The sequence below is a fragment of the Lentimicrobiaceae bacterium genome (assembly GCA_020636745.1).
In the GTDB taxonomy this organism is placed as follows: domain Bacteria; phylum Bacteroidota; class Bacteroidia; order Bacteroidales; family Lentimicrobiaceae; genus Lentimicrobium.
This window is the reverse complement of record JACJXH010000005.1, coordinates 17,745-35,741: the sequence shown is the minus strand read 5'-3', so window position 1 is coordinate 35,741 and position 17,997 is coordinate 17,745. Positions and strand designations below refer to the sequence as shown.

Annotated in this window: 15 protein-coding genes; 6 read left to right on the top strand and 9 right to left on the bottom strand. The window is 44.8% G+C overall.

The window, feature by feature from the left end; genetic code table 11:
* The first annotated feature begins 160 nt into the window (after window positions 1–160).
* Window positions 161–1,513, top strand: coding sequence for an efflux RND transporter periplasmic adaptor subunit (locus H6541_09075; protein MCB9015932.1), 1,353 nt, complete (start codon window positions 161–163; stop codon window positions 1,511–1,513).
* Window positions 1,514–1,524: 11 nt separating this feature from the next.
* Window positions 1,525–2,229: a tRNA (adenosine(37)-N6)-threonylcarbamoyltransferase complex dimerization subunit type 1 TsaB gene (gene tsaB / locus H6541_09070; protein MCB9015931.1), complete on the top strand. Its 705-nt coding sequence runs from the start codon at window positions 1,525–1,527 to the stop codon at window positions 2,227–2,229.
* A 4-nt stretch (window positions 2,230–2,233) separates the two neighbouring features.
* Here the strand turns inward: tsaB and H6541_09065 are convergent, their stop codons facing one another.
* Genes H6541_09065 through H6541_09035 form a run of 7 tightly spaced genes read right to left on the bottom strand, consistent with a single transcriptional unit; the run spans window position 2,234 to window position 9,386 of the window.
* Entirely contained in the window at window positions 2,234–3,334 is a 1,101-nt protein-coding gene (locus tag H6541_09065; GenBank protein MCB9015930.1) for an AMP-binding protein, read from the bottom strand.
* A gap of 12 nt (window positions 3,335–3,346) precedes the next feature.
* Window positions 3,347–4,399 (bottom strand): o-succinylbenzoate synthase, encoded by a 1,053-nt coding sequence (locus tag H6541_09060; protein ID MCB9015929.1) that lies wholly within the window; start codon window positions 4,397–4,399, stop codon window positions 3,347–3,349.
* Complete coding sequence (locus H6541_09055) at window positions 4,399–5,307, bottom strand: 1,4-dihydroxy-2-naphthoate polyprenyltransferase (GenBank protein MCB9015928.1); 909 nt, start codon at window positions 5,305–5,307, stop codon at window positions 4,399–4,401. Before H6541_09055 ends, H6541_09060 begins: the two co-directional genes overlap by 1 nt.
* A gap of 17 nt (window positions 5,308–5,324) precedes the next feature.
* Window positions 5,325–6,149 carry a 1,4-dihydroxy-2-naphthoyl-CoA synthase gene (gene menB, locus H6541_09050; GenBank protein ID MCB9015927.1) on the bottom strand — a complete coding sequence of 275 codons (825 nt, stop codon included), beginning with the start codon at window positions 6,147–6,149 and terminating at the stop codon, window positions 5,325–5,327.
* Window positions 6,146–7,840, bottom strand: a complete 1,695-nt coding sequence (gene menD / locus H6541_09045; GenBank protein MCB9015926.1) for a 2-succinyl-5-enolpyruvyl-6-hydroxy-3-cyclohexene-1-carboxylic-acid synthase — start codon at window positions 7,838–7,840, stop codon at window positions 6,146–6,148. Before menD ends, menB begins: the two co-directional genes overlap by 4 nt.
* A gap of 10 nt (window positions 7,841–7,850) precedes the next feature.
* Window positions 7,851–8,954, bottom strand: a complete 1,104-nt coding sequence (locus H6541_09040; GenBank protein MCB9015925.1) for an isochorismate synthase — start codon at window positions 8,952–8,954, stop codon at window positions 7,851–7,853.
* Window positions 8,955–8,966: 12 nt separating this feature from the next.
* Window positions 8,967–9,386, bottom strand: coding sequence for a hotdog fold thioesterase (locus H6541_09035; GenBank protein ID MCB9015924.1), 420 nt, complete (start codon window positions 9,384–9,386; stop codon window positions 8,967–8,969).
* Between the two features lie 180 nt (window positions 9,387–9,566).
* On the opposite strand from H6541_09035, the gene H6541_09030 reads away from it, so the two are divergent.
* The 4 genes from H6541_09030 to H6541_09015 all read left to right on the top strand — a co-directional run bounded on the left by H6541_09030 (window position 9,567) and on the right by H6541_09015 (window position 13,799).
* Window positions 9,567–10,181 carry a hypothetical protein gene (locus tag H6541_09030; protein ID MCB9015923.1) on the top strand — a complete coding sequence of 205 codons (615 nt, stop codon included), beginning with the start codon at window positions 9,567–9,569 and terminating at the stop codon, window positions 10,179–10,181.
* Window positions 10,182–10,265: 84 nt separating this feature from the next.
* A complete protein-coding gene (locus H6541_09025) occupies window positions 10,266–11,036 on the top strand; it encodes an enoyl-CoA hydratase/isomerase family protein (GenBank protein MCB9015922.1) in 771 nt (256 codons plus the stop codon).
* A 164-nt stretch (window positions 11,037–11,200) separates the two neighbouring features.
* Window positions 11,201–12,538, top strand: coding sequence for a 3-hydroxyacyl-CoA dehydrogenase family protein (locus H6541_09020; GenBank protein ID MCB9015921.1), 1,338 nt, complete (start codon window positions 11,201–11,203; stop codon window positions 12,536–12,538).
* A gap of 19 nt (window positions 12,539–12,557) precedes the next feature.
* Complete coding sequence (locus tag H6541_09015; GenBank protein ID MCB9015920.1) at window positions 12,558–13,799, top strand: 3-ketoacyl-CoA thiolase; 1,242 nt, start codon at window positions 12,558–12,560, stop codon at window positions 13,797–13,799.
* 141 nt (window positions 13,800–13,940) lie between these two features.
* On the opposite strand, the gene H6541_09010 is transcribed toward H6541_09015, so the two are convergent.
* Both H6541_09010 and H6541_09005 read right to left on the bottom strand, forming a co-directional pair.
* A complete protein-coding gene (locus H6541_09010; GenBank protein MCB9015919.1) occupies window positions 13,941–15,392 on the bottom strand; it encodes a glycoside hydrolase family 30 protein in 1,452 nt (483 codons plus the stop codon).
* 229 nt (window positions 15,393–15,621) lie between these two features.
* Window positions 15,622–17,757 (bottom strand): elongation factor G, encoded by a 2,136-nt coding sequence (locus H6541_09005; GenBank protein ID MCB9015918.1) that lies wholly within the window; start codon window positions 17,755–17,757, stop codon window positions 15,622–15,624.
* Between the last annotated feature and the right edge of the window lie 240 nt (window positions 17,758–17,997).

Below are 17,997 nucleotides of genomic sequence, written 5' to 3'. Positions count from 1 at the left end.
TGCCGGGCGGTTTTTACTTTTCATGCAATAGGGCTGTTAAGATTAACTTAAGTGCTTTAATTTTGTTTGAAAAGAAAAGAAAGAATACTCTGTTCCGGCCAGTTGAGAGATGGACAGGACAAGAGCATAAAAATACATCAACAAAGGAAACTACAGATCGATGAAAAAAAGGAAGAATCTGATCAGAATTGGTATTGCCGCAATTGTACTGGTGATTATTTTTTTGGCCATTGCCCGTAAGCAGGGCCTTATAGGCAAAGAAGATATAACTGAAGTTACAACTGAAAAAGCGGAGTTGCGTTCCATTATTGAAACGGTTTCGGCCAACGGGAAGATTCAGCCTGAAGCCGAAGTCAAAATTTCACCTGACGTAAGCGGCGAAGTGATTGAAGTATATATAAAGGAAGGAGATCAGGTAAAGGCAGGTGACTTGCTGGCTAAGATTGATCCGAAAATTTACACCTCAACCTACGATCGTATTCTGGCCAGTCTGAATACTCAAAAGGCCAATCTTGCCAATTCACGGGCGCGTGTAGCACAGGTTCAGGCTCAGTTTATCAATGCAAAAGCCAGTTTTGAACGCAATGAGCGTTTGTGGAAAGAAAAGGCAATTTCTGCCTCTGAATATGATGCGGCAAAATCGGCTTTTGAAGTTGCCAAAGCCGAAGTTACAGCTGCCGAAGAGAATGTGAAAGCTTCTGATTTTTCGGTTAAAAGTGCTGAAGCATCTGTGAAAGAAGCTGCCGAAAATTTATATAAAACAAATATATACGCTCCAGTGTCAGGAACCATTTCGAAACTGAATGTTGAAAAGGGCGAACGTGTAGCCGGTGCTTCACAGTTTTCTGCCGGTACCGAGATTTTGCGTATTGCCAATCTGGCTATGATGGAAGTGATTGTGAGTGTGAATGAGAACGATATTGTACGCGTTGCACTGAACGATACTGCACTGGTTGAAGTGGATTCATACCTTAATCGCAAGTTTAAGGGAATTGTTACCGAGATTGCAACTTCGGCCAATGTTACAGGTTTAACAGCTGATCAGGTCACCAATTTTGATGTCAAAATCAGAATGCTGCCCGAGTCGTATGGCGACCTGATTCCTGAAGAATCGCCCAATGCGTCACCCTTCAGGCCGGGCATGTCGGCTACCGTTGATATTCAAACCGAAACGGCCCTTAATATGTTAACTGTGCCTATTCAGTCAGTAACCACCCGCAATGATACAACTTCAATGAGTGGCAAGCAGGACGATAAGCAGGTGCAAAAGTCAGAAGAAATGGCACGCAATGATGAGCCCGTTCAGGAATATGTGTTCCTGGTTAAAGAAGGTGCTGTTGTTCTTCAGAAGGTGAAAACAGGCATTCAGGATAATACATACATTATTATTACTGATGGCTTAAAGGCTGGTGATGAAGTAGTGAGTGGTCCTTACCGCGCAGTCTCCAAATCGCTCAAAGATGGCGATAAAGTAAAAGTGGTTGATAAAGCTGAGTTGTTTAAGAAAAAATAGTTGGTAAGAAAATGGCTTTGATCCTGAATATTGAAACTGCAACTTCAGTTTGCAGTGTGAGTTTAACAAATGAAAATGATATTCTCGCCATCAGAGAAAGCAGCGAGGTAAATTCTCACGCACGAGTGGTGGCTGTTTTTATTGATGAGATACTGAAAGAAACAGGCGTGGACAAACGTCAGCTTGATGCTGTAGCTGTAAGCAAAGGCCCTGGTTCGTACACAGGCTTGCGCATTGGCGTGTCAACAGCCAAAGGTTTATGTTATGCGCTTGATAAACCACTTATTGGTATCTCTACTCTTGAAAGCATGGCCTGCGGGATGAAGCAGAAATCAAAGGAACTCAGTTTTCAGTTGCCGGTTTTGTATGTTCCCATGATTGATGCCCGCCGCATGGAAGTGTACACCGCTGTTTTTGACGAACAACTGCAAGTGGTAAGTGAAACTGCCGCCAGTGTTATTACAGGTGATTCGTTTAACGATTTGTTGGCCGGATATCATTTGATTATTGCAGGAGATGGCGCTGATAAATGTCGCGAAGTGCTCCATCACCCGAACATCACTTTTCAAGATAATTTTACAGTGTCGTCGGCATATATGAATCAGATAGCGCAACGACAATTTCATTCAGGTGCTTTTGAAGATGTGGCTTATTTTGAGCCTTTTTATCTCAAAGATTTTATTGCCGGCAAGCCTAAAGTGAAGGGGCTGTTTTAATTGTTTACCTGGCCTGCAGATTCTCAACGCTCTTCGAGCGGTTAATTTTTCCGTTGCTTGTTTCAGCAAACTGACTGGATTGCCATATGTATTTTGGCAATTCACTTTTGGCAAGCACTGTTTTTATTCTGCTCAGCAAGGCTTCTTTTTCAGATGCTGAAACCGGCGTTGCAGATTCAATGATGAGAACCGGTATTTCGCCAAGCTTGGTATCGGGCTGAGCCGCAATAAAGAAACGCGAAGTCAAAAAGGGCGTTATTTTTTTTTCAATTTCTTCAGGTATCAACTTTAAGCCACCACTGTTGATGACATTGTCGGCCCGCCCCAGCCATTGAAACGTTGTGGGCGTTTCTATTCTGATAAGGTCATTGGTTACAATCCTGCTCTCATCAAGGTATGGAACACAGGCAATAAGACATCCCCGCTCATCGGTTTCCATGGTGATGTCTGGCAATAAGGTGTAGGTTTCTTTCCTTTCAGGGCCATTAATTCTGCGAAGGGCAATGTGCGAAATGGTTTCTGTCATGCCAAACGTTGCATAAATTTTGCCGGATAAGCCCGCTATTGATTCTTCAAGTGAGGGACTTATTGGCGCGCCGCCGATAATCAGCGTGCCAATAGATTCCAGTTTGCGCCTTGATGCGGGGTGGTTTATTGAGTTAAAAACCTGAGCGGGCACCATAGCTGCAAAGTCAACCGGTTGGTTGTCGGGCAGGTTGTTTAGCGGGAATCCATCGGGTGCGACTGTTATTAAATTTAATTCCATTTGCATGGCCCTCACCACCATCATGATACCTGCAATAAAATGTGTATTCAGGCACAGCAGTGCTGTTTGTCCGGAATTGAGCCGGAGAAAGCCCGTGGTCATGGAGGCTGAGGCCAACAGGGCGCTTTTCTTCAGCTTAATTATTTTAGGCTTCCCGGTAGAACCTGATGTTTTCACTTTAACAAAATCTTGCTTGTCAACCCAATGGCTGATGAATTTTCCCAGTGATTTTTCCTGCTCTGTTTTTTCTTTGGCTTGTAGATCTGCTGCCAGTTGCAGCAGTGTTTTCCCCTTGTAGGTCTGCCCGTTTAAAATAAGTTTGTCAGGAATATCAAACATGGTGGATTCGGGTTAAAGTATGGCTGATACATCCCATGAGATGCTGCTTTCGGCATGTAAAGCGCCGTTTTTTATTTTCAGAGGCGCTGGAATATTGTTGGTGAACAAACTGCCGGTACCCAGCCCCTGCGGCATGGAGCTGTTAAGCGTGGCTGTCCACTGCGCAATGGCATTCAATCCAATGTTTGATTCAAGGGCTGAGGTTACCCACCAACCAATACCCAAATCGTCAGCCAGTTTTATCCATTTTTCTGATGCTTCGAAGCCGCCTAATAATGAAGGTTTAAGGATAATATATTGTGGATGAATTGTTTGAAGTAATGCTTTCGCCTGATGATGGGATGGAATACCAATCAATTCTTCGTCAAGAGCTATGGGAATGGGTGATTGCCTGCATAATTCAGCCATTATTGCAAACTGGCCGGCTTTGATGGGCTGCTCAATGGAGTGAATGTCGAAACGTGCCAGCTGATTGAGCTTGTCAGGTGCTTCTTCCGGAGCAAAGGCGCCGTTGGCATCAACCCTGATTTCAATCGCTGATTTATTGTACTGATTCCTGATATAGCTGAGCAAATGGAGCTCTTCATTAAAATCAATGGCTCCGATTTTCATTTTAATGACCCTGAAACCACTGTTTATTTTTTCATCAATCTGCTGAAGCATATAATCCGGTTGGCCCATCCACACCAGCCCGTTGATGGGAATTGATTTTAGGGACTGTGTAAATGCAGAGGGAAAAAGTAATTGTTGTCCACCGTTTTTCAAATCGAGCAGGGCCATTTCAAGGCCTGAGCGAAGTGCCGGCCATTCAGCAAGAGCACTATCTCTTCTTTCCCATATTTCCAGGGGTGCGGCACAAATCAGCTTCAGCATATCTTCAATATCAGGCCGGTCATCCATACTGAGGCCTTTCAGGATGCTGCATTCACCTATTCCGGTTATTTGAGGATGCATATCATCATTCACCAGGATAAACCAACTGTCCTTACTCAATAGTGTACCCCGGGACGTACCTGCGGGCGTCCTGAAATGAAGACTGTACTTTGTGTACCTTGCGTTTATCATCAGATAATCATACCGAAACCAAAAATAATGACTGTTGCAAAAGTAGTAAGTGCCAGTCTTTTAAGCTGAGGGTCGAGCGCTGAAGGTTCTTTGGTTCTGAAAACCACCTTCAGATGCAACAACAGAACCGGCAAAGTAATCAGGAAGATAAATTGCCCGGGCCCGCGATAATTCAGCAGGGTATAGCCCGTTAAAGCAAGCGGAGCTCCGATGATCAGCAGCAGATGATAAACGCGGGCCATTGAAGGTCCCATGATTACAACCAGCGTGCGTTTGCCTGCACGCCCGTCACCTTCAACATCGCGCATATTGTTAAGGTTGAGTACTGCAGTGCTTAATAACCCCATGGCAGTTGCCGGGAGTAACAGGCCTGCATAAAACTGGCCGGTATGCAGGTAGTAAGTGCCTAAAACACCTGTTAATCCAAAAAACAGAAAGACAAATAAATCGCCAAACCCCATATAGCCGTATGGTTTTTTGCCTACTGTGTAATTGATGGCCGCACCGAGTGCCCCTATGCCAAGCAGCAAAAACATAAGCCACTTGAGCGATACAGAAAATCCGATGCCGGCTCCGATAAGCAAAATGCCGGATATAAATGCAAGTAAACTGGTCATGATAACTGCAATGCGCATTTCTTTGGCTGTGATAATGCCACTCTGCACTGCCCTTTGCGGACCAACTCTTTCGCTGTTGTCGGCTCCGTTTTTAGAATCACCGTAATCATTGGCCAGGTTAGACAGAATCTGTAAAAACAGCGTGGTAAGTAAAGCCATCCAAAGTACACTCCACTTAAAGGACTGGTCGAAATAAGCGATAAAACTTCCGAGCAGCGAACTTGAAAAAGCCAAAGGCAGCGTACGCAACCGAATGGCGTGAACCCAGGCATTTAATTTATTTTTTGTCATCTTATTATGGCCCGTAATCAAGGGAACTTCGGGAACTTGCTGAAATCAGGTTTGCGTTTTTCAAGAAATGCATGCTTCCCTTCCTGGGCTTCTTCGGTAAGATAATAGAGAAGTGTGGCATTACCTGCCAGCTCCTGAATACCGGTTTGTCCGTCAAGTTCTGCATTCATCGACATTTTGAGCATGCGTAAAGCCAACGGACTTCTTTCCATCATTGTTTTACACCAGTCTACTACTTCGTCTTCGAGTTGACTGAAAGGTACAACTTTGTTTACGAGTCCCATTTCCAGTGCCTCCCGGGCTGAATATTGCCTGCACAGAAACCAGATTTCACGCGCTTTTTTCTGACCAACTATACGGGCGAGGTAAGATGATCCAAATCCACCGTCAAAACTGCCTACTTTTGGCCCGGTTTGGCCGAAAATGGCATTTTCTGAAGCGATACTCAAATCGCATACGACATGTAATACATGGCCGCCGCCGATGGCATAACCATTAACCATGGCCACTACCGGTTTGGGCAATGATCTGATGAGTTTCTGAAGGTCGAGAACATTGAGGCGCGGGATGCCATCCTTGCCCACATAGCCGCCAACTCCTTTAATGTTTTGGTCGCCACCGCTGCAAAAGGCCTTGTCTCCTTCGCCGGTAATGACGACTACTCCAATCTCATCTGCTTCGCGACTGTATCGCATGGCGTCAATCATCTCATTTACCGTGTCAGGGGTAAAAGCATTATGATAGCGTGGGCGATTGATGGTGATACGGGCGATACCTTCAAAAAAATCGAACTTGATCTCTTCGTAAGTCTTTATTGTTGTCCAGTTTCTTGTTGTTGTCATGTATGCATGTATTTAAAGTAATCTTTTAACACTTTAGCACTTAATATGTTTGGTGTTATTATTTCGAGCATTGCGGCTCCGGCATTATTGTAATTGTAAAACTCATTCAAAGCAAGGCTGAGCGAAGATTGACTGTCAGCCTTAAAATACCGGAGGCCAAAATTGTGAGCCAGCCCTTCTGCTGTGTGTTGGTGCGCGGTTTCAATAAAAGTCTCGAGCTGATCGTAATCAGATGGTCCGTCAATTATTCTGAATATATTTCCACCTCCGTTATTGATAATGATGATGCGGAAACAGGTGTTCAGATTTTGGTTCCAAAGCGCATTGCTGTCATAAAAAAAGCCAATGTCGCCTGTAATCACACTAACTGGTTTATCTGCCACATAGGCAGCTCCTGCCGCTGTAGATACGCAACCATCAATTCCGCTTGTGCCCCGGTTTGCAAAAAAGCAGTATTTGTTTTTGTGCTCAAAAAGTTGCGCATATCTTACAGGAGTGCTGTTAGCCAGATGTATATCAGTGCCGGCAGGTATGTGCTTGAAGAGCATGTCAAAAACCTGCATGTCGCAAAAGTCAAGAGAATTTATATACTGCAGGTGTTTCTTATTTCTTATAAGCTTTAAGCTGTTCCACCGCTCACGGTAAGGGCTCTCTTTTTGTTGTGTATTGGCTGAAAGTTGTGTCAGAAATGATTCAGCTGAAACGGGTATGTGTAAACTAAGCGACTGGTAAGTGTCCTGATAAAATTCTTCAGGGTCGTTGCTGATATGCCAGTGTGCAGCTGGCTTCAATTTGCGCAGCAGTGCTTTTACCTTTTTTGAAACTACGGCTCCGCCGAATGTAAGAAGTATTTCGGGTTTTATCTGGGCTTTCTCTGTTTCATTCAGGCCGTCAATTACCTGATCGATGCATGCAATAAAGCCCTGGTTTGAAAGATTGGATGTTGTTTCGGTGAGTACAATGACCGATGGATCATTAGCCAGATGGTTTAAACTGTCCTGTAAAAGCTCAGAAGGTTGCAGCTGCCCGACCAGTATAAGTTTAGATGCGGCATTGTTCCAGGTTTCAGCCACGACGGCAAGCTGTTTGGCTGGGAGTTTGCTTTCAATACCGGCCATGCTGATAATAGCGGCCTGAGTCAGATAACTACTGGCATCAATTTGATAAAGTGGTTCGGCCAAAGGCAGGTTTATATGCACCGGCCCGGCTGCCGGAAATAAGCATCTGTCAATGGCTTCGTTAATGATACGTGTCGCAAACCAGATATTTTCCGGCTTCTCCGTTGAGACCGGCAGATTGAAACTTTTTCGGATATAATTGGCAAAAATTCTTTCCTGCCTGATGGTTTGGCCATCTCCCTGATCTATCCATTCAACAGGCCGGTCAGCAGTAATTACCAGGAGCGGGACTTTTTGGTAATATGCTTCAGCAATGGCCGGGGCGTAATTGAGTGCGGCACTGCCCGAGGTACAAAGCAATGCAACCGGCTTTTGAGATTTCAGCGCTATGCCTAAGGCAAAGAATCCGGCACTACGCTCATCAGCAATGCTGATAAGGTTGAGTTTCTGATGTTGTGCCAACATGATAATTGCTGGCGCATTGCGCGAGCCGGGTGAGACTACAATGTTTGAAATGCCTTTTTCTGCCATTAAAACGGCAAGCAGGCTTATTTGTTCCTTTTCTTTACTCATGGCATTGAAATCAGTTTGCTAAATTCCGCATTTTTTCGATTGCAGCCATCATGGTTCCGCTTTTAAGTACGGTTTCGTCCCATTCTGCCTGTGGATTTGAATCGGCAGTGAGGCCTCCTCCGGCATAAATAATGGCTTTTTCTTTGATAAGCTGCATACAGCGAAGGTTAACAAACAGGTTGATGGTTTCATTCCCAACCGGGCCCAGAAAGCCGGTATAGTAAGATCGCTCATGGCTTTCTGTCTGGCCGATAATTCTTAAGGCTTCATTCACAGGCATGCCACAAACTGCCGGTGTCGGGTGCAGCTCTTTTATCAATTCAGCGGCCTGATGGCGTGAACATTTTGCGGTGAAATCAGTTCTCAGATGTTCAGCCTTGCCTGCCCTCACCGTGTATGGCGCTGAATGCTCAATGTTAATGCAGTGTGTTTTTTCGAGTTTTTCTTGAATATAACTGGATACAAAGGCGTGCTCTGAATATTCTTTTCTGGTCCACTCGTTTGATGATTGTACTTTGCGTGTACCTGCAAGGGCCATGGTTGATACGGTTTGTTCTTTATAAGTCAGGAGTTTTTCCGGTGTAGCGCCCATCCAGAGACCATGCGGAGGTAAAAATGCCAGATAAACAAAAGCCTCCTGGTGTGTATGACAAAGCCAGTCGAACAAAGCAGGGGCAGAATAGGGGTTTTCAAAAGGGGTAGTCATCATTCGGGATAAAACTACTTTTCCGGCTTTACCGCTCTTTAACTCAGTTGTGACCTTTTCAACTTGTTGAATATAGTCTGTTTCAGATACTTCATAAACATCAATCAGGGGCAATAGCGGTAAAGTTTCGGAAATTGGTGCCGGTTGAAGTTTTTCGCTTGCAGGATAACGACTGAAATAATCTGCTTCCAGCCAGAGTGGCGGTGTGGAGCTGTTAAAGCCAGCCATCAGAAAACCAAGCCTGCCTGATATCAGATGGCTGAAATTGTTTTCGGGCAATAAATTAACATGGCCCGACATAATCATCTGTTCCGTTGTCCCCGGGAAACGATAGGTCACAAACGCACGTCCGGTTTCAAGAAATGATTCTCTTAAACCTGTTATGCTTCTTTTTTTTGATTCCAACATAGAAAAACGGGCTTATTTGTCTTTATTCAAAACCATAATCGTTAGCCTGGAGAGGCAAACAAGGCTGCCTGCATCATTGGTGATTTTTATTTCCCATACATGCAGTTTTCTCGAACGCATGACCAGTGTGGCTTTCCCGTGCACATGACCTTCTGTTACACTTCTGATATGATTGGCATTCACCTCAATACCCACAATAGACTGTTTTTCCAGGTCAACTATTGACATGGAACCCATGCTTCCCAGCGTTTCGGCCAGCGCTGCAGAGGCGCCTCCATGCAACAGGCCGGCCGGCTGTTTGGTGCGGCGGTCAACGGGCATGGAACCACAAAGATAATCAGGCCCTATTTCAGTATATACAATGCCCAGTTGTTGCATCAGGGTGCCTTCCGACAGGGCATTCATTTGTTCAAGTGTTAAAGTGGTAAGCATGAGTTTGAATGAGTTAATGGGTGATACTGAAAACAATAAAATTGTTGCTTAGTTGCACGAAAATTAAGCATAAACTATCAATTATCCGGGGAAAAACAGCACCAGGTGCATATATTTTTTCGTCTTTTTATATGTTAACATCAGAATTTGTATTAGGTTTGAAAACCAATTCTGTTTACGATGCCACATTGGTTAGAAGAAGCCGAAAAATTTCAAAAGCCACCGGATGAATCCATTTCAAGATCGGAAAGGATTCAACAGAAGTACACCAGGATACAGGAGAATTTTGCCAAATATGGCGAATTGTACCTGGCGTTTGTTCAAGACCTTCATGGCCTGATTTCCCGGGTCAATCTTTTGCCGGCTGCACAGCGGCAACCTTTCGGAAAAATGGAAGGACGCGAAAAAGAGTCAAAATTGAATAACCGGCTGAATATCTTTTCAAGCAGCAGGCGTCTCAAACGATCTAGTTTCTGGGGATTTCTGCCTTTCCTTCAATCCGGCTACTTTAAACATGTGAGGGTTATTTTTATCTATGTTTCTGATACTGAGGCGATGGCTGATATTGAGCTGAAGGAAAATATTTTACAACGTGAGATGGGTAAGGCTGACCTGGAATCAGATCAGGCTAAGTCAGCAAAAAGCAAAAAGTTTCATGTAACTTGTCGTACCCAAATGGATAGTCTGAGTCATGAAGCAGCGCTTGAAATGATTGATTGGCTGGCATTTAGCAAAGAAATTGAAGATTGTAATTTTTACAGGCAGATACCCGAAAACCGGAAGCACTTCCATTAAAGGTGCCGTTGGATGCTTGTTAAATCAGTCTGTGTTCATATTTATTAAATCTAAACCCAAAGCGCTGCAGGCGCGATATCGATTATGGAATATTCAATCCTTAAGCCGGTTATAGATGGCCATTGTGCCATTTTAACCATCAGCAGACCACAGGCGCTCAATGCGCTCAATTCAACTTTTTTTGATGAAATGGATCGGTTTATTACCGAAATTTCAGAAGTGCCTGGCATTCGCTCTCTTATTATTACCGGCGAAGGAAAAGCCTTTGTGGCCGGCGCTGATATTGCCGAAATGGTTCATATGCACCCGAACGAAGCAAGAGGTTTTTCTGCCAAAGGGCAGGCTGTGTTTAACCGTCTCGGGCAATTGCCCTTTCCGGTAATTGCTGCTGTAAATGGTTTTGCTTTAGGCGGAGGTATGGAACTGGCGATGGCCTGTGATTTCAGAATCGCTGCTTCTAATGCCCGGTTCGGACAACCCGAGGTTAACCTGGGGTTGATTCCAGGTTATGCTGGTACTCAGCGTTTGCCCAGGCTTACCAATCTGGCAGATGCCCTTTACCTGCTTACCACCGGCGAAGCGATTACTGCAGCCGAAGCTCTTTCCATGCGTTTGGTTCAAAAGGTAACCGAACCTGAAAATCTTCTGACCGAAGCCCGTCGCCTGGCCGAGGTGATTGCTTCAAAAGGCCCGTTGGCAGTGAAACTTGTGAAGGAAGTTACCCGTCAGGGAGTGGAAATGAGTTATGCTGCCGGCGAAGAATTGGAGCAAACCCACTTTGGTGATCCTTTTGGCAACGAAGGAGAACTCGGTATGAAAGCATTTCTTGAAAAACGAAAACCAGAGTGGAAGTAAACATCGCCAGCCAGAAATGTGCCTAAAAAATCAAATCGTGTGATGAAGCTTTATTTGACTGTATCCTGTAATCAATGGTAAGGCTTTTTCTCTTGCTGGTTTTTAAAAAGCTGTTCGTTCTGCAAGATTATAGTTATTAATATAAACAACACATAAACACACCAATGAATTACACCGAAAGACTATCAAATGTAACCGTGCTGGGAGCTGCCGGAAAAATGGGAAGTGGCATTCTGCTCCTGACGGCTCTGGAGGCTGCTGATCAGATGCTGCAGCCTGCCAATAAAGACAAACATTTTGTTATAAATGCCGTAGATGTGACTTCCGTTGCACTTCCCGGGCTGATGAAGTACATCAGGGCTCAGGTGCTGAAAGCTGCCGAGAAAAAGACTGTTTTACTTCGTAATCTTTATGCTGAACGGAAGGATTTAATTGAAAACGGGGATATTATTGACGCTTATGTCAATGATGTGATGAGCCTCATAAGACCCGGAACACGCATGGAAGTTGCCTATGAAAGTACACTTGTATTTGAAGCGGTAAGCGAAAACGCAGCGCTCAAAACCAAGCTTTTCAGGCAGATTAACGAAAACAATCCGAATCAGCCCTGGTTTTTTACCAATACATCGTCCGTTCCCATCGGTGGTTTGAACCAGGATGCTGCACTTGACGGACGAATTCTTGGTTTTCACTTTTACAATCCTCCGGCTGTACAGAAGCTGGTGGAACTGATTACCATTGAAGCCAACCCTGAAGGTATGAAGGAATTTGCGCTTCAGCTCGCCAAAAATATGCGCAAGGTTATTGTTTCATCTAACGATATCGCTGGTTTTATCGGTAATGGCCATTTTATGCGCGATGCTATTTATGCCATTCAGGAAGCGTCCAAACTATCATCCATCATGCCTTTGCATGAAGCTGTTTATGTGATGAACAAAATTAGTCAGGATTACCTGATGCGGCCGATGGGCATTTTTCAACTGATTGATTATGTGGGCGTGGATGTGGTCAGATTTATCCTGAACGTGATGAACCCATATATGCCTGACGAAGATTTGCACAGTGCGCTTCTTGATGAGCTCTTTGCCAAAGAGGTGAAAGGTGGTCAGTTTTCTGACGGAAGCCAGAAAGATGGTTTCCTGAAATATGAAAAAGGACGGCCGGTTGCAGTTTATTGTGCAGAAACTGCTGAATATGTGGCCATAAGCACTTTTGCCGGCAAGGCTGATCAATGGCTTGGCGCTGTTCCGGCAACAGCCATTCCCTGGAAAAATCTGGTAAAGGCAGCCGATCGCGATGCCGTTGCTGCTTTGGCATTTGCCGATTATAAAAATTCAGCCGAAAACGGAGCAGTCCTCGCACTGGCTTATGCCCGCCGGTCGAAAGAAATCGGCCTGAAACTGGTGAGCGACGGGGTAGCTGCTACATCTGCCGATGTAAATACGGTGCTGCTTACCGGCTTCTTTCATGCCTATGGTCCTGTGAACGAATTTGTTAATTAGTTTCTAAAATCAATTTTCGATGAAACCACACAAAAAAATATATATGGTTGCCGGATACAATACCATTTCAATGGGAACCGGACGCAAAGAATTTAATCCTAAAAAAGAACGCCCTGGTCTGGAGCACTATATCAAAGAGGCCGGACAAGGAACGCTAAGCCAGATTGGAGGAGCTGCCCGTGTTGACGAAGGCGTGGTTGGTAATTTTATGGCCTCGCGCTTCAACAAGCAGGCACATTTGGGTGCGTTTATGCCAATGATTGATGAAGGTCTGAAATATAAACCCTCGTTGCGTGTGGAAGGGGCCTGTGCTTCCGGAGGCCTGGCACTGGTGAGCGCAATCAAGTCGGTGCTGTCAGGCTCAGCCGAAGTTGTGCTTGCCCTGGGTGTTGAAGTGCAAAACACGGTGAAAGCCATTTACGGCGCTGATATTCTTGCCGGTGCCGGTTGGTTCGCACGTCGCAAAGCCGGACATGCTTACTTTTTTCCGGGGCAGTTCAGCGACAGGGCGGGTGCTTATTATCAGAAAATAGGGCGCGAAAAGGCCCGCAAAGCTATGGCAAAGTGGTACAGCAATGCTGTTGAAAATGCCAGACTTTGCCCAACAGCCCAGGAGTTTGATAATAAAGTTGCTGATTTGGAAGCCCAGGGGTTGATGGAACCCAATCCTAAAACATTTACCGATCACCTGAATGTGTTTGATTGCTCTAAAGTTTCAGATGGCGCCTCAGCCATTGCCATTGTAACAGAAGAGGGATTGAAACGAACTGGTATTGCGCTTAAGGATGCAGTGGAGGTAGTGGCTATTGGTCATGCCGTTGATGATATTACTTCGCTGCCCGGGGATTTAACCAAACTCACCACCATTGCTCAGGCTGCCAAAATAGCTCTTGCATCGGCAGGTATTACAGCCAGCCAGCTTGCTACCGTTGAAACCCACGACTGTTTCAGTATTGCCGGAATCTTAGGAATGGAAGCTATCGGACTGGCTGAAGATGGAAAAGGCGCCGATTTTGTGCTTGAAGGACATACAGCACGTAACGGAAAAATTCCCGTGAATACTACCGGTGGCTTGATTGGCTGGGGACATCCTACCGGAGCTACCGGCGTTCATCAGGCCGTAACTATTTGGGAGCAGATGACCGGCCGTGCTGGTGCTGCACAAATCAACATCCCGGCTGATAAGCCTTATGGTTTATCCATCAATATGGGTGGCGATGATAAAACAGTGGTGGCCATTGTTTACAGGAAAACAGTATAGGGCTTCTTTAAAAGACAGATTTGGTTATACACTGCTGATAATTATTGGCTTTAAAATAAAACATCCGGTACGTATCGTGCCGGATGTTTTATTTTAAGATGTTACTACTGCGGTTTTATTCAGAGCGTTTCTATGCTTGTTTCAGAATACCAGCGTGGCAATTGAATGGGGCAAACTGTTTACCTGAACAGCTTTGCCAGAAACCCACAACTTGTAATCCAGTGCCTTGTCGCTCTCATTCATCACAACCACGGCCACGCTGCCGTCGGTGTTTTTAAAAGCAGTGGCAATCAACTGGCTGCGACTGGGTGAGGCTATAATTCTTTTGGCGCCCGGCCTGATAAATTTTGAGAAATGACCAATGTAATAATATGAATTGGTGAAGGTTAAATTTCCTGTTTTGGTATTCCCATGCATAGGGGCAAAGCAGAAATTACCCACGTGGTTCGGGCCGCCGAATTCATCCAGCAGAATATTCCAGTCAGTCCAGCCAACAGAACCGTTATTAAAATCATGTATCATGGAGCGGCCATATTCTTCGCCCAACACCCATGCTTCGTAACGTTCAGCATTAAAACTTTCGGCGCAGCCTTCGGTGAAAAGGATGTTTTCATCAGGAAAAGCCTCCTGTACCCTGCGTACATTTTCAAATACAGGCAGTCCGCCACTCCAGTCCTCATACCAGTGGAAGCCTATGCCCCATGCATATGAGGCAACTTCAGGATCCGAAAAGTAGGTTTGTGCGCGTTGGTATATCAGGTCGCGGTTATGATCCCACATAATGATGTTTTTTTCAGCCAGTCCGGCTTTGTGCATAGTAGGGCCGAGGTATTTTTTAAGGAAGTCACGTTCTTCTTCGGCCGTGTAAATGCAGCTCTCCCAGGTCTGTTTAGCCATAGGTTCATTCTGAATGCTCAATCCCCACACCGGTACACCCTCTTTTTCAAGGCTGTTGATGTATTTTACATAATAATTGGCCCAACTCTGATAGAACTCAGGCTTGAGTTTCCCGCCTTGCAGCATATTGTTGTTGGTTTTCATCCAGGCCGGGGGGCTCCACGGGCTGACAAACAGGGGAAGAGTACCTCCGGCAGTAACCATGGCCTGTTTGATAAGCGGAATTTTATACCGTTTGTCCACGTCAATTGAAAATGATTTTAAATCTGTGTCGCCATCATTGACATAGGTGTAGCTTTCGCTTGAGAAGTCGCAGCTGTTCATGTTGGTGCGCAAAAGTGTATAGCCAATGCCTTTTTGCTGATCAAAATAAGCCGTTAGCACCTCTTTTTGCTTTTCGGCCGGAAGCTTGTAAAACGTTTCGGCTGATGCATCCGTAATGGCACCACCAATTCCCAGGAAAGTTTGAAAAGTCCGCTCAGGATCAACAAATACACAGATTTCTGTCTCAAGCGGCTGTCCTGTTTTCTCAAACGCGAGTGTAGCTGTTTGCGAAAGCCTGTATTGGCTGTTTTCAGCTGTGGTGTATACTTTTACGGCAGAGGAATTGTCTGCTGGTTTTGTTTGAGGGCTGTTCTGACCCATCGCAAATTGTGCCAGCGCGATGAGCACAATCCCTGAAATTAAGTGTTTCATAAATGGTCTGTTTGTCTTTAAAACTATTGGTGATTGATTGGGAGCAACGGCTTGGTGTTATATGAACACTAACAATCATAAGGCAAAGATAACATCTTTTAAATTACTTTGTTGGCACTTTGCTTATTTTGATTGCTAAAGGTGTGTTGATAATTGAGGGGTATTTTAAGGTAATAAAAAAAAGCCATCCGGGGAAGGATGGCTTTTGAGTATAATGGCAAGAAGTCGTTTATTCTTCTTCTTTTTCCTGTTCTTCGTAGGCTTTGAGCAGGGCAGTCTGAACATCTCCGGGAACCTGGGCATATTCAGCAAACTTGAGTGAGTATGTTCCGCTTCCGCTGGTGAGTGAACTCAGGGCGGTGGAGTAGCGGTTCATTTCAGCAAGGGGCACTTTTGCTCTGATTTTCTGGTAATTGCCTTCGCTGTCCATTCCCATAATGATGGCGCGGCGACCCTGAAGGTCGGTCATGATATCGCCCATGCGATCGGCTGGAACCATGACTTCCACATCATAAATTGGCTCAAGGATTTTAGGTCCTGCATTTTTAAATGCTTCTTTAAATGCCTGACGGCCAGCAAGTTTAAATGCAAGCTCGTTGGAGTCAACCGGGTGCATTTTACCGTCGTAAATATTCACAACGATATCACGGGCATAAGATCCGGTAAGTGGGCCTTCTTCGATTTTTTCCATAATACCTTTGAGAATGGCCGGCTGGAAGCGTGCATCGATAGAACCTCCCACGATACAGTTGTTGAAGATAAGCTTACCGCCCCATGGAAGGCTGTGCTCTTCAGTACCTCTGATAGGGAACTCTTTCTGAGGAGTCATATCTTCGGTGTAAGGCTGGATAAGCATATGAACCTCTCCAAACTGACCTGAACCACCTGATTGTTTTTTGTGGCGGTACATGGCTTTTGCACTCTTGGTGATGGTTTCGCGGTATGGAATTTTCGGAGCGTAAAACTCAATCATGATTTTCTCGATATTTTCGAGATGCCATTTGGCGATGTTCAGGTGCAATTCACCCTGACCACGCATAATGATTTGTTTGAGCTCTTTTGAGTATTCAACAGAGAGGGTAGGGTCTACCTTCTGAATTTCGGTAAGGGCAGCGCCGAGTTTTTCATCATCTGCTGTATTCTTTGGCCTTAAAGCCATAGTGATACGTGGTGCAGGATATTCAATCGGTTCAATCACAACACCTGAATTTTTGGGATTGTTCAGTGTAGTGTTGGTACGGCTGTTTTTCAGCTTAATGGTAGCTGCGATATCTCCGGCAACTGCTTTTTCCAGTTTTTCGCGTTTTTTACCGGCTACAGCAAATAGCTGAGGGATGCGTTCCTTCGAATTGCTAACGCCATTTACGAGGTCCATTGCCTCAGTAATTTCACCAGCGTAAACTTTAAAATAGGAAATTTCGCCCAGGTGTTCTTCAATTGAAGTTTTGAAAATAAAGGCAGATGTAGGCTCTGTGGCATTGCATTTCAGTTCCTGGCCATCTTTTGTTTTGCGGCCGGGCATTTCGTCCGGAGCGGGCAGATAATCAATGGTGAAATCGAGCAGACGGTCAACGCCAAAATTAGGTTTTGAAGCCACGCACATCAGCGGGAACATGCCACGATTTTGAATACCGAGCTTAAGTCCGCGTTTGAGTTCTTCTTCTGTCAGGGTGCCATTCTCAAAGAATGTTTCCATGAGTGATTCGTCATTTTCAGCAGCAGCTTCAATCAGTTCATTTGTCATTTCTTCTGCTTTATCTTTCTGATCAGCAGGAATGTCAAGAACTTCAGCTTTTCCACCACCACTGGGGTATTTCAGCATCTTCTGCTGAAGCAGGTCGATAATGGCATTAAATCCGGTACCTTCATTTACAGGATACTGAACAGGAATAACACTTCCTCCAAACTGAGTTTTCAGTTGGCGAAGGGTTTCTTCAAAGCTTGAATTTTCGTGTTCAAGATGGTTGGCCAGAAATACAATGGGTGTGCCGATTTTTGCGGCTTGTCTCCAGTTGATTTCAGTACCAACTTCAACACCATTCTGGGCATTAACTACCATAAATGCAGTGTCGGCAACATTCAGGCCGGTAACAACTTCACCTATAAAATCATCAAAACCCGGGGCGTCTATAATATTAATTTTATTGCCTTTATGTTCAAGATATAAGACAGTTGACGAAACTGAATTCTGGCGCTCCAGCTCAATTTCGCGATAGTCCGATACAGTATTTTTATCTTCAACAGTTCCGCGCCTGGTTATCAGGCCTCCCTCGAACAGCATGGATTCCGACAAGGTCGTTTTGCCGGTTTTTGCACCACCTATGAGTACAACATTCCTTAACTCATTTGTTTTGTAAACCTTCATGTTTTTAGCAAGTTATGATAATTATTTCTTATCTGAAAGGTCGACAAAGTTATAAAAATCTTCATAATAACAAAATGTATGATTAAAATAGAATGATTATGCACAAGCGTTTTACACCCTGACTGTCCTTATAAATGAAAGGCTCAGGGTGTAGCTGAAAGATAAATAACTGATTGCCCGCCAGTTTTGAACTGTCATCCGGCGTGCCTCTGCCTTTGTATTTCCTGATGATTTATTCCG